The sequence below is a fragment of the Lysobacter sp. M2-1 genome, assembly GCF_022662495.1.
GTDB lineage: Bacteria > Pseudomonadota > Gammaproteobacteria > Xanthomonadales > Xanthomonadaceae > JAKPBU01.
Genome location: NZ_JAKPBU010000002.1, coordinates 72454 through 84999 on the forward strand (window position 1 = coordinate 72454; position 12546 = coordinate 84999).

At 68.5% G+C, this 12546-nt stretch carries 13 protein-coding genes; 6 read left to right on the forward strand and 7 right to left on the reverse strand.

Annotation, left to right across the window (positions count from 1 at the left end):
* Positions 1-41 precede the first annotated feature (41 nt).
* Positions 42-452 carry a MerC domain-containing protein gene (locus MC375_RS09250; protein ID WP_242103064.1) on the forward strand — a complete coding sequence of 137 codons (411 nt, stop codon included), beginning with the start codon at positions 42-44 and terminating at the stop codon, positions 450-452.
* 232 nt (positions 453-684) lie between these two features.
* On the forward strand, positions 685-864 hold the full coding sequence (locus tag MC375_RS09255) for a 30S ribosomal protein THX (protein WP_242103065.1): 180 nt from the start codon (positions 685-687) through the stop codon (positions 862-864).
* A gap of 90 nt (positions 865-954) precedes the next feature.
* Here MC375_RS09255 and MC375_RS09260 read toward each other — a convergent pair whose 3' ends face one another.
* From MC375_RS09260 to MC375_RS09270, 3 genes are read right to left on the reverse strand one after another with little or no spacing between them, the layout of a single operon-like run.
* Positions 955-2148, reverse strand: coding sequence for a dipeptidase (locus MC375_RS09260; RefSeq protein ID WP_242103066.1), 1194 nt, complete (start codon positions 2146-2148; stop codon positions 955-957).
* A gap of 60 nt (positions 2149-2208) precedes the next feature.
* Positions 2209-3429: an imidazolonepropionase gene (hutI, locus tag MC375_RS09265; protein WP_242103067.1), complete on the reverse strand. Its 1221-nt coding sequence runs from the start codon at positions 3427-3429 to the stop codon at positions 2209-2211.
* Positions 3419-3655, reverse strand: a complete 237-nt coding sequence (locus MC375_RS09270; RefSeq protein WP_242103068.1) for a hypothetical protein — start codon at positions 3653-3655, stop codon at positions 3419-3421. Before MC375_RS09270 ends, hutI begins: the two co-directional genes overlap by 11 nt.
* Before the next feature lie 62 nt (positions 3656-3717).
* On the opposite strand from MC375_RS09270, the gene MC375_RS09275 reads away from it, so the two are divergent.
* On the forward strand, positions 3718-4983 hold the full coding sequence (locus MC375_RS09275; protein WP_242103069.1) for a formimidoylglutamate deiminase: 1266 nt from the start codon (positions 3718-3720) through the stop codon (positions 4981-4983).
* 168 nt (positions 4984-5151) lie between these two features.
* Here the strand turns inward: MC375_RS09275 and MC375_RS09280 are convergent, their stop codons facing one another.
* The 4 genes from MC375_RS09280 to MC375_RS09295 form a co-directional block, all read right to left on the reverse strand.
* Complete coding sequence (locus tag MC375_RS09280; RefSeq protein WP_242103070.1) at positions 5152-5667, reverse strand: methylated-DNA--[protein]-cysteine S-methyltransferase; 516 nt, start codon at positions 5665-5667, stop codon at positions 5152-5154.
* Entirely contained in the window at positions 5667-7220 is a 1554-nt protein-coding gene (locus tag MC375_RS09285; protein WP_242103071.1) for a DNA-3-methyladenine glycosylase 2, read from the reverse strand. Before MC375_RS09285 ends, MC375_RS09280 begins: the two co-directional genes overlap by 1 nt.
* Before the next feature lie 130 nt (positions 7221-7350).
* The gene (locus MC375_RS09290) at positions 7351-8634 is read right to left on the reverse strand and encodes an ectonucleotide pyrophosphatase/phosphodiesterase (protein WP_242103072.1); all 1284 of its coding nucleotides are present in this window, start codon (positions 8632-8634) and stop codon (positions 7351-7353) included.
* A gap of 204 nt (positions 8635-8838) precedes the next feature.
* A complete protein-coding gene (locus MC375_RS09295) occupies positions 8839-9600 on the reverse strand; it encodes a ThuA domain-containing protein (RefSeq protein ID WP_242103073.1) in 762 nt (253 codons plus the stop codon).
* Positions 9601-9690: 90 nt separating this feature from the next.
* Between MC375_RS09295 and MC375_RS09300 the strand changes: the two genes are divergently transcribed.
* The 3 genes from MC375_RS09300 (at position 9691) to hutU (ending at position 12500) form a co-directional block, all read left to right on the forward strand.
* Positions 9691-10227: a nuclear transport factor 2 family protein gene (locus MC375_RS09300; protein ID WP_242103074.1), complete on the forward strand. Its 537-nt coding sequence runs from the start codon at positions 9691-9693 to the stop codon at positions 10225-10227.
* 101 nt (positions 10228-10328) lie between these two features.
* Positions 10329-10658 carry a hypothetical protein gene (locus MC375_RS09305; protein ID WP_242103075.1) on the forward strand — a complete coding sequence of 110 codons (330 nt, stop codon included), beginning with the start codon at positions 10329-10331 and terminating at the stop codon, positions 10656-10658.
* 159 nt (positions 10659-10817) lie between these two features.
* Positions 10818-12500, forward strand: a complete 1683-nt coding sequence (gene hutU, locus MC375_RS09310) for a urocanate hydratase (RefSeq protein ID WP_242103076.1) — start codon at positions 10818-10820, stop codon at positions 12498-12500.
* The last annotated feature ends 46 nt before the right edge of the window (positions 12501-12546 follow it).

Below are 12546 nucleotides of genomic sequence, written 5' to 3' on the forward strand. Positions count from 1 at the left end.
TTACCATTCCAGCGCACCTGCCCGTCAACAGCCCGGAAGTCATGCCCGACCTGCACCGCCACCACTGGCTCGATCGCTTCGGCGCCATGGGCTCGCTCATGTGCGCGCTGCACTGCGCGCTGCTGCCAGTCGTGATCGCGGCGCTGCCGTCGCTGGGGATTGCGAGTTGGCTGAGCGATGGCTTCGAGCGGGGCTTCGTGCTCTTCGCCACGCTGCTGGGCGTCTTCAGCCTGCTCTGGGGCTACCGGCGCCATCGTGTGGTGCGGGCACTGGGGCTGCTGCTGCCAGGACTGGCGATCCTGTGGCTGGGCGTGCTGTACCAGCCGTTGCACGAGACCGTGGTGCCTCACGCCGTGGCCATGACCCTGGGTGGAACCCTGGTCGGCCTGGGACATCTGGTGAATCTGCGGCTCAACCACGGCCACGTGCACGATGCTTCCTGCGCGCATTGATCCTTGCTGCGCACGGATCAATCCCAAAGTTCGCTGCGCGAACCTTGGTCCCGGCCATGCGCTGTCAAACCCTGCCCCTTCAGGGCGCCCCCGTACTAAGAGGGCTATAGGGCCGGCCCTGATGCACCGGGTATCCTGATGGGCCAACGCGGGCCCCAGCCCGGCTTTTCCTTTAGAATGCGCGCCTTTCCGCACCCGCGCGCGGATCCACAGATCGCAGGAGTACGACACCATGGGCAAGGGCGACCGCAAGACCGCCAAGGGCAAGCGCTACAACTCGAGCTACGGCAATGCCCGCTCGCACGTGGCTACCAAGGCCACCGGCAGCGCCAGCGCGCCGGTCGCCAAGAAGGCAGCCGCCACCAAGGCGCCGGCCAAGAAGGTCGTGGCGAAGAAGGCGGCTGCCAGGTAAGCACCCGGCCTTCGCCTTCGGACCGAAAAGCCCCGCTGATGCGGGGCTTTGTTTTTTCGGCATCCTGCGGGACCGCGCCCGCACCACGGGTCATTTCGCCCCGGCTTCGACTTCCGCCCACACACGTAGCAGGTTGCCGCCCAGGATCTTGCGGATGTCGGCGTCCTCGTAGCCGCGCGCCTGCAGGCCCGCGACCAGATGGGAGTAATCGGCGACCGTCTTGAGTTCGCTCGCCAGCTCGCCACCGACGCCGTCGAAGTCCGAGCCGATGCCGACGTGGTCAACGCCCATCAGCTTCACCCCGTGATCGATCTGGTCGAGCACCTGATCCAGCGTGCTGGTTCCCGGCGGATGCGCGGCTTCCCATGCCTTGTCGAACGCCTCGCGCGATTCTTCCGGCTTGCCCTGCGCCTTGAGCGCGGCATTGCGTCGGTCGAAATCGGCGACGGCGCGAAAACGCGCCTGGGTGGTGGCGGCGCTCGCCGGATCGATGAACGCGGTGCCGAACGGCACCTGCACCACGCCGCCCTTGGCCGCCACGGCCTTGGCGATCTCGTCGCTGATGTTGCGCTCGAAATCGGGAGTGAAGTGGCGGAATGCGGAATGACTGGCGATCACCGGCACCCGGCTCAGTACGATCGCCTCCTTGGCCGAGGCATCGCCCAGATGCGAGACGTCGACCATGATCCCGAGCCGGTTCATCTCGCGCACCGCCTCGCGGCCGAGTGGGCTGAGCCCGTTCCACTTTTTCTCCAGCGCGTACGACGAATCGGCCATGCGGTTGTTGGCGCTGTGGGCGAGGGTGATGTAACGCACGCCGCGGTCGAAGAAGAACTTCACGTTTTCCAGCTTGTCGCCGAGCGGGGCGCCGTTCTCCATGCCCAGGGGCAGCAGCACGCGGCCGCCCTGCGCGAGCCGGTCGGCATCGCCCGGTGAGGTGAGGATCGCGAACTTGTCGGGGTGGCGCTGCACCAGGGCTTCCACGCCGTCGATCATCGCGTTGGCCACCTGCCAGGCGCTGCCGTCCTCGTCCTGCTTGGGCGAGGTGTAGATCGACATGAAGGCCACATCCAGGCCGCCGGCGCGCGCCTTGGAATAATCGAACTCGCGATCCTTGGCTTCGTTCCCGAGGTCGGCCCATTTCTCGGTGAGGATGCCTGGCGCATCGATATGGGTGTCGACGATCACCGCCTCCTGCGCGAGCCGCTGCGCCGCCTCGGGCGCCTGTGCGGCGAAGGCCGGGGAGCCCAGCAGGCAGGCGAGGGCGAGCATGGTGCGGAGCATGTGCGGTCCTTTCATCTGGTTCGCCCGCATTGTGCGACAAACCGCCGGGCCGCCGGAGAGCTAGGCGACGCGTTGGCCGGCGGCATAGACGCAAAGCGCCAGGTTTCCGCCCAGCCAGTAGCACAGTTCGGCCGGATGGCGGATGCGCCAGTGCACGAAGTCGGCACGCAGGCCGTGGCGCAGCACGCCGCGGTCGTGCAGCCCCAGTGCGCGCGCGCCGTTGACCGTTGCGCCGCGCAGCGCTTCCTCGGGTGTGAGCCGGAAATGCGTGCAGGCCAGCTGCATCGCCTGGCGCAGCGACTGCAGCGGCGAGGTGCCGGGATTGCAGTCGGTGGCGACCGCGATCGGCACGCCCCGCGCATGGAATTCGGCCACCGGCGGCAGGGTGGTTTCGCGCAGGACATGGAACGCGCCGGGCAGCAGCACCGCGACGGTGCCGGCTTCGGCCATGGCGTGCACTCCGGCTTCCGAGGTGTACTCGACATGGTCTGCCGACAGGCCGCCGAATTCGGCCACCAGCGCCGCTCCGGCACCGTCGCTCAACTGGTCGGCGTGGAGTTTGACCGGCAGCCCCAGCGCACGGGCGGCTTCGAACACGCGCCGCGTCTGCGCGGCGGTGAATCCGATGCGCTCGCAGAACGCATCCACCGCATCCACCAGTCCTTCGGCGTGCAGCCGCGGCAGCCATTCGACGACGGCATCAATGTAGCCGTCCGGATCGCCGGCGAACTCCGGCGGCAACGCATGCGCACCGAGGAAGGTGGTGCGCACGCCCACCTGCAGGCGCTCGCCCAGCTGGCGTGCGACCCGCAGCATCTTGCGTTCGTTGTCGAAGTCCAGGCCGTAGCCGGATTTGATCTCCACCGTGGTCACGCCATCGGCGATCAGCGCCTGCAGGCGAGGCGACGATTCCCTCGTCAGATCCGCTTCGCTCGCCGCGCGGGTGGCGCGCACGGTCGACACGATCCCGCCGCCGGAGCGTGCGATTTCCTCGTAGCTGGCACCTTGCAGGCGCTGTTCGAACTCGGCGGCGCGGTCGCCGGCAAACACCAGATGGGTATGGCAGTCGACCAGCCCTGGGGTAATCCAACCGTCGGTCTCGATCACCTCGTCGGCAAGCGACGCGGGCGCGCCTGGCAGTGCAGTGCGGGCGCCCACGAACGTGAAAACCCCGTCCTTCCAACCCAGCGCTGCATTGTCGATCGCGCCGTAGCCCCCATCGCCATCCAGGGTGGCCAGCGAAGCGCCGAGGATCAGGCCGTCCCAGGGCTCAGTCGCCACCGCCCCCTCCATCGCCGGCCCCGCAATCGCCGCCCCCGAACGAACCGGCGCAATCGTGCGCACCGTGTGCGCCGCCTCCGGTACCCGACACGATTGCCGGGCCGCTCGCGTCGCTGCTGCCGAATTCGGGGGCGTCGGCGCGTTCGACGTGGCGGCGCACGAGCAGCGCAAACACGCCTGCGGCCACGATCACCGCCACCACGACGCCAAGCAGACTCGTGTCCACGACGTATCCCATCCGGTTCCGACGCGGTAGCCTAGCGCATCCCACCGCGCAGCCGTGGCCGCATGTCCGAACATACGAACGCCGACGCCGCGAACAAGGCCGGGATAACGCGCGTGGCCGATGGCTGGCGCACGCCCGGCATCGCCAACCTGCATTCGCATGCCTTCCAGCGGGCGATGGCGGGCCTGGCCGAACGCCAGACCCATCCTGAAGACAGCTTCTGGACCTGGCGCGAGACGATGTACCGGTTCGCCGCGCGCTTCGATCCGGACACGCTGCACGCGGTGGCCGCGCAGCTGTACGTGGAGATGCTCGAAGCCGGTTACACCACGGTCTGCGAGTTCCATTACCTGCATCACGCGCCCGACGGCGGGCCGTATGCCGTGCCGACTGCGATGTCCGATGCGCTCATCGCCGCCGCGCGCGAAGCCGGCATCCGCCTGACCCTGCTGCCGGTGCTGTACATGAGCGGCGGTTTCGATGGGCGCGCGCTGTCCGATCGCCAGCAGCGCTTCGGCCACAATGTCGAGGGCTACCTGCGCCTGTTCGAAACCCTGCACGCGCACCAGGACGCCACGCTGCGCGTGGGATGCGCCCTGCACAGCCTGCGCGCGGTGCCGCGGGCCGCGATGCAGGCCGTGCTGGAGGCGCTGCCGCGTGATTGCCGGATCCATATCCACATCGCAGAGCAGGTGGGCGAAGTGCAGGATTGCATCGCCATCCGCAATGCGCGTCCGGTGGAATGGCTGCTGGCCAATGCGCAGGTCGATCCGCGCTGGACGCTGGTGCATGCGACCCATCTGGACGCTGCCGAGATCGCGGGGATCGCCAGTTCCGGCGCAACCGTGGCGATCTGCCCGACCACCGAAGCCAATCTCGGCGATGGCCTGTTCCCGCTGCGCGCGTTCCTGGATGCGGGTGGCGCATGGGGCATCGGTTCGGATTCGCACATCTCGGTCTCGCCGGTGGAAGAACTACGCTGGCTCGAGTACGGACAACGGCTGGCGACCCGGCACCGCAACGTCGCAGTGGCCGCCGATTCGCCCAGCGTGGGCGTGACCCTGCTGAGCGGCGTGGCGGGAAGCAGTGCGAATGCAACGGGATTCGGCGACACGGGCGATCACATCGTGCTCGATGCCACAGCCCCGCTTCTCGCGGGTGCAGCGCAGGCCGATGTCGCCGATCGCTGGATCTTCAGCGGCAACCGCAGCGTGGTGCGCGAAGTCAGCGTCGCGGGACAGACGGTCGTCAGCGCTGGCCGGCATCGCGACCACGAGCGCATCGCAGAACGCTATCGCAGCGCGATGTCGAAGTTGTTGTCGGCATAGCCAGATCCCTTCCGTAGGAGCGCCGCTTCGGCGCGACCAGGGTGCCTGGATAGCGGCCGCGCCGAACAGGTGCTCCTACGTGGGCGATACAGAACACCGAATGGCTGGGACGCAGGTCGGCCCTACGCGGCCGACGCTCGAGCGTCACGCGTCGGGGGCCGCCCCGACCTACCCGAACAGTTCGGCGGGCTCGCGCGGCAGCGCACCTTCCAATCGCAGCAGGAAGGCCTTCGTCGGCAGCCCGCCGCCGAAGCCGGTGAGCGCGCCGTCGGCGCCGATCACACGGTGGCAGGGCAGGACGATGGGAATCGGATTGCGGCCGTTGGCAGCGCCGACCGCGCGCACCGCTTCGGGCTTGCCGATGGACCTGGCCACATCGCGATAACTCCACGTGTCGCCATAGGGAATCCGGGCCAGCGTGCTCCAGACCTCGCGCTGGAACGGCGTGCCCAGCGGCGCAAGCGGCACATCGAAGCTGCGGCGTGTCCCGGCGAAGTACTCATCCAGCTGGCGTTGCGCGTCGCGTAGCACGGCGTTGTCGCCTTCATGCCAGTCCGCGTCGCGCCGCACCGGATGCCGGTTGCGTTGGAATTCGATCGCGACCAACGCATCGTCCGATGCGGCGAGCAACAGCGGGCCGACCGGGCTGTCGACATGGCGCCACGCGATCGCACGGGTTGCCATCACGCTGCTTCCCGGCGCTTCCTCGCGCCTTGCGCGGCGGCGCGTTCGCGCGGGGCGATCGGTACCGGCATGCTGTCGCGCCACAAGTGCAGCACCGCGTACGCGCGCCATGGGCGCCAGCGTTCCGCGTGCGCAGTCAGCGCCGCGGCGCTCATGCGCGACCCGTCGCCGGGCAGCGCCTTCTGCAGCACCAGATCATCGGCGGGGAAGGCGTCGGGATGGCCCATCGCCCGCAACGCGATGTAGTGCGCGGTCCAGGGTCCGATGCCGGGCAGGGCGGTCCAGCGCGCAACGAAATCCTCCAGCGTGCGATCGACCCGGAAGTCGACTGTGCCCTCGAGCACCGCGCGCGCCACCGTGCGCACGGTATCGGCGCGTGCGCGGGTCAGGCCGATCTGGGTCAGATCCGCGTCCGCCAGTACCTGCGGCGTGGGGAACAGGTGCTCGAGTCCGGGTGTCGACGGCGTCGGCAAGGTCTCGCCAAAGCGCTGCGCGATGCGCGCTGCGAACGTGCGCGCCGCGGCCACGCTCACCTGCTGGCCCAGGATCGCGCGCACCGCGATCTCGAATCCGTCCCAGCCGCTCGGAATCCGCAGGCCCGGACGCTGACGCAACAATGGCGCCAGGCGCGGATCAGGCGACAGCGCCGCGCCGATCGCATCCGGATCGGCATCCAGGTCGAACATGCGCCGCAGCCGGCCGACGATGTCGAGCAGCCGCGAGGCCTGCGCGGCGTGCAGCTCCAGCCGCAGCGCATGTTCGGTGCCGGCACGCGCATCGGGCCAGGCGCTGACCCGCAGCCACCCGGGCGGCGTGCCCCGCTCGCCCGCGATCACGCGTGCGTAGCTGTCGGCATCGACCACTTCCACGCCGGGCAGCGCGCGACCGCGCAGGAAGTCGAGCATCGCCGGGAAGTCGTACGGCGGCCGATAGCCCAGCCGCAGTACCAGGCTTTCGCCATCCTGGCGCACTTCGCCCACGGGACGCTTGCGCAGGTCGCGCGGCGCCATGCGATAGGCAGCCTGGAAGCTCGCGTTGAAACGGCGCACGCTGCCAAAACCGGAGGCAAGCGCGACTTCGGTGATCGGCAGCGCCGTTTCGGTCAGCAGCTGCTTGGCGAACAGCAGGCGGCGCGTCCCCTGCACCGCAATCGGCGGCGCGCCCACGCGCTCCACGAACAGCCGACGCAACTGGCGTTCGCCCACATTGACCCGGTCGGCGAGCGCGGACAGCGGATGCTCATCCAGGAAGCCCTGGTCGATCAGCTTGAGCGCGCGTGCCAGGACCGCATCGCCGCGCCGCCACGCGCCGTCGGCGGGGGAGAGTTCGGGCCGGCAGCGCAGGCAGGGCCGGTAACCGTCTGCTTCGGCCGCCGCGGCGGTCACGTAATAGCGGACCCGCTTCGCCCAGGGCGCGGGGCACACGGGGCGGCAGTAGATGCGGGTGCTGTGCACCGCAGTAAAGAACACGCCGTCGAAGCGCGGATCGCGGCTCAGCCGCGCCTGTTCGCAGACGTGGGCGTCGGGCAAGGCGGTGACCGGATCGGAAATCATGGGGTCAGCCTAGCACCGCCGGAAACCGGCGACTGGCCGCTTTCGGACATGGGCATCGGACGTGTAGGTCGGCGCTACGTCGCCGACACGCAGCCTAGCCGAACGCCATGTCGTCGGGGCGTGGGCCGACCTACGGCGTTGCGCGCAACGCGGGCAGCAGCGGCGCGATGTCGCCATCGTTCGGTGCGGGCTGGATGCCGAGCAATCGCGCCAGCAGCGGATAGACATCGACATTCGCGAATGGTTGCAACGTCACGCCGCGACGGAACGCGGGGCCGCTGGCGACGAACAGTGCGCGCATCGACGGTAGCGCCGGGTCGTAACCATGCGACCCGCGTATCGCCGTCGTGCGTTTGGCGATCGTCTCGCGTGGCAGCATGTCCCAGCCTTCGTGCATCTGGCAGACGATCGGCGGGATGCGCGGATGGCTGCCGTAGTGCCAGCGTGCGGGCAGCTCGCCCTTGCGCCAGCAATCGTAACCATCGTGCATGCCGAGCAGCTTGCGTTCGACCCGCGCTTCGTGCCCCGGGTTGGGCGCGATGGTGATCACCTGGCCGATGGTGACGACCGTGGCTTCCTCCTTCGAGACCACGTCCTCCACCGCGACCAGCTGCGGACGTGGCACGGCGGCCATGCCATGGTCGGACACGACGACAAGGTTCACGTGTTCCGCGATGCCGCGAGCGACAAGCCCATCCAGCAGGCGTCCGAGTTCCGCATCCACCGCCCGTACCGCCGCATACGCCTGCGGCGAATCGGGGCCGTAGGCGTGGCTGTCGTGATCGACGGTTTCGAAGTACAGCGTGGCGATGCGCGGCCGCGTCGCCTGCGGCTCGGACAGCCAGCCGAGCACCGTGTCTACGCGCTCGTGCAGTGGCAGGGTGTGGCCCTCGCGGTATTGGCTCCAGCGCGTCGGCCGGACGCCTGCGATCTCCGCCTCGCTGCCTGGCCAGTACAGGGTGGCGCTCGGCAGACCGGCCTTTTCCGCGCTCACCCAGATGGGTTGTCCATCCCACCAGCGGCCATCGCCAACGGCCTTGCGGTCGGACAGCTTGAATCCGCCGATCGCCGCATCGCGCATGGTGTTGTGGACGATGCCATGGTGGTCCGGCACCAGGCCGGTGACCATGCTGTAGTGATTGGGGAAGGTGAGCGTGGGGTACGACGGACTCATCCAGCGCGCACGCACGCCCTCGCGCGCAATGCGCGAGAGGTTGGGGGTGATGCCCAGGTCCAGATAGTCGGCGCGAAAGCCGTCCAGAGACACCAGCAGCACGCTGTCAGGCGCATGCGTGGCGACAGCGCGCGCCGCGCTGGCGGGATTGGAATCCGGACCGGAAGTGGAGGGCGATGTCGCGCAGGACGCCAGCAGGCAGGCGAGCAGCGCGGACAGGAAACGGAGCGGTATCGGCATGCCGGCGATCATAAATGACGCTCATGACAATCCGTTCGCGGGTGTCGCGCATTGATCTGGGTGAAACATAAAGGTCTAAAGCTCGCGGCTCACGCCGCTCCTACATACCGGTTTCGGTGTAGGAGCGACGTCAGTCGCGAGCTCGACAATCGGTGGCGTGAATGGCCAAACGCTCGCGACTCACGCCGCTCCTACGGAAGCGGATCAGCAGTCGGCAGACTGCCCGGTCACGTAATGCAGTCCGCGCAGCAGGTGCGCGCGATAGGTCGGGTCGGCATACATCTTGGCGTCGTGGCCGAGGCCGGTATACCAGGCACGGCCGCCGCCGGAGGCATGGCACCATGCGATCGGGTGATCGTTGCCCATCGTGCCGCCGGTGTAATCGTCTTCGTCCACTGTGGCGAGCACCTCGACATCACTACGCGGGTTGCGCTTGTAGTTGTACAACTCGTCGCTGATGCGCCAGTCCGCGGCGAGCCCGGCTTGGTCACCTTCGAAGCGCACATCCGTGGTCTGCAGTCCCGGCGGATGTCCCTGGAACCACGCGCCAACCAGGTCGCCATACCACGGCCAGTCGTATTCGGTATCGGCGGCCGCATGCACGCCGAGGTAGCCGCCGCCCGCAGCGATGTAGCGTTCGAACGCAAGCTGTTGCGGACCATCGAGCACATCGCCGGTGGCATTGAGGAACACCACCGCGCGGAAGCGCGACAGGCTCGCGGCGTCGAACAGGTTCGGGTCCTCGCTGTGCTCGACCTGCAGGCCCGACTCGGCCGCCAGCGCGCGCAGCGTGTCCACGCCCACCGGGATCGAGTCGTGGCGGAAGCCCGCGGTATGCGTGAACACCAGGATGCGCGTGGGCGAAGCCGGGACGGTCGCCTCCGGCGTCGATTGCACGGAGGTGGCGGTACAGCCGCCTGCGAGCAGCAGGGCGGCACAGCAGGCGAGGATGGTTGGAATGTGCATACGGGCAAGATTAGCGCGACATGACTTCCGTCGCTTGCCGCAGGCGCACGGAAGCGCGACCTTGGCGCCCCCGCCCGAGGGAGTACCGCGATGCGCGCCTGGTTGCTTGCGATCCTGATGCTCCCGGCTCTGCCCGCCATTGCGCAGGAAGCCGCGCCCGCGCCAGCACCCAGGCTGACCGACGCCGAATGCCAGGTCTGGGCGCGCGAACTCAGCTTCGCGCAATCGGTGGCCGATCACGACACTGCCGCCTTCGCCGAACATCTGCACCCGCAGGCCGCCTTCAATTCCGGCGCGCCGCAGCCGCTGCGCGGGCGCGAGGCGGTGGTCGCCGCCTGGGCCGATATCGTGGCCGGCAAGGGGCTCAAGCTATCCTGGTACCCGAACCGGGTGACCATCGGCGGACCGGACGATGTCGCCTGGTCCAGCGGACCGGCCCTGTTCGAGGATCTTACGCCCGGCGCCAAGGAACGGTTCTCGGTCGGTACCTTCCATTCGGTCTGGCACCGGGACGCCGACGGCGTATGGCGTGTGCTGTTCGACAACGGAGCCGGGCGCAGGCCCGCGGACGAAGCGGCCGTGCAAGCCTTCCACGCCGGCCGCCAGGCCGCCTGTCCGCAAGCCTGACGCGACTCTGAATCGCGACCGCCGGGGCCTTCGCCGCCCCGTCGGCAACGGCGTATGGTGGAAGCATGCCGCACCGGCGGCACTCACCAAGAGGTGCTCCCATGACCCGCACTTCCAAGACACGCGCCCTGCTGGCAGCCGTGCTGTGCACTGTGGCCTTCGCCGCGACCGCACAGGACGAGGCCCCAAGCCCCGATGCCAGCCCGGCGGAAAAGCGCGCGCAGGCCGAGGATGAGGCGCTTCACGACCGCAACTGCCTGCGCGAAACCGGTTCGCGCATCGCCACCCGCATCAAGCCGCGTGCCGACAACCGCGGCACCAAGCGCTGCGTCAGCGCCACCGGCCGCAGCTATTCCGGCGAAGAACTACGCCGCACCGGACGCTGGGACCTGGCGGACGCGCTGCGTTCGCTCGACCCCGCCGTGCACTGATCGCGCACCAGGCACTGCAATAACGCCCGGCCATGCCGGGCGTTTGTTTTGCGCAACCCGGCAGGTCCGCAGCGTGATTTGTGCCCGATCGAACGCGCGGCACCGGTCCAAAGGCGCGCTGGGGGATAATCGGGGCATCGTTTTCCGATGGATGCCGCCATGGCCGATACGCCCCGCGCCGCGTTGCGCAACGACCCCAGCCGAAGGATCCGCGCCCCGCGCGGCAGCACGCTCAGCTGCAGGAGCTGGCTGACCGAGGCCCCGTTCCGCATGCTGCAGAACAACCTGGATGCGGAAGTGGCGGAGAACCCGGCCGAGCTGGTGGTTTACGGCGGCATCGGCCGCGCCGCGCGCGACTGGCAGTGTTACGACAGGATCCTGGAGACGCTCAAGACCCTCGGCGACGACGAAACTCTGCTGGTGCAATCGGGCAAGCCGGTCGGCGTGTTCCCCACCCATCCCGACGCGCCGCGCGTGCTGATCGCCAATTCCAACCTGGTGCCGCACTGGGCTACGTGGGAGCACTTCAACGAGCTCGATCGCAAGGGCCTGATGATGTACGGCCAGATGACCGCGGGCTCATGGATCTACATCGGCTCGCAGGGCATCGTGCAGGGCACCTACGAGACCTTCGTGGAACTGGGCCGCCAGCATTACGGCGGCGATCTCACCGGCAAATGGCTGCTCACGGCCGGTTTGGGCGGCATGGGCGGCGCGCAGCCGCTGGCGGCGTCGCTGGCCGGCATGAGCAGCCTCAACATCGAATGCCGGCAGAGCAGCATCGACTTCCGGCTGAAGACTCGTTATGTCGATGAGCAGGCCAGCGACCTCGACGATGCGCTCGCGCGCATCGAGAAGTACACCAAGGCCGGCGAAGCGAAATCCATCGCCCTGCTCGGCAACGCCGCAGAAATCCTGCCGCAGCTGGTCGAGCGCGGCGTGCGCCCGGACGCGGTGACCGACCAGACCAGCGCGCACGATCCCGTGCACGGCTACCTACCGATCGGCTGGACGGTGGAGCAGTGGCTCGCCCTGCAGAAGCAGGACCCCGAGCGCGTGCGCGATGCGGCGAAGAAGTCGATGCGCGTGCACGTCGAGGCCATGCTCGCCTTCCACGCGCTGGGCATCCCCACCGTGGACTACGGCAATAACATCCGGCAGATGGCCAAGGACGAAGGCTGCGCCAACGCCTTCGATTTCCCCGGCTTCGTTCCCGCCTATGTGCGCCCGCTGTTCTGCCGCGGCGTCGGCCCGTTCCGCTGGGTCGCGCTATCCGGCGATCCGGAGGACATCTACAGGACCGATGCCAAGGTCAAGGAACTGATCCCGGACGATGCGCACCTGCACAACTGGCTGGACATGGCGCGCGAGCGCATCAGCTTCCAGGGCCTTCCCGCGCGCATCTGCTGGGTCGGCCTGGGGCTACGCCACAAGCTCGGCCTGGCCTTCAACGAGATGGTCCGCAATGGCGAACTGAGCGCGCCGGTGGTGATCGGCCGCGATCACCTCGATTCCGGCAGCGTCGCATCGCCCAACCGCGAGACCGAAGCGATGCTCGACGGCAGCGATGCGGTCTCCGACTGGCCGCTGCTCAACGCCATGCTCAACGTCGCCGGTGGCGCCACCTGGGTCTCGCTGCATCACGGCGGCGGGGTGGGGATGGGCTATTCCCAGCACAGCGGCGTGGTGATCGTCTGCGACGGCACGCCGGAAGCCGACAAGCGCATCGCGCGCGTGCTGTGGAACGATCCGGGCACTGGGGTGATGCGGCATGCCGATGCGGGCTATGACATCGCCAAGCAGTGTGCAGCGGAACAAGGACTCAAGCTGCCGATGTGCTGAAGACATAGGGTGCGCCAGGGCGCACCCTATGGGTAACCGGCTTGCA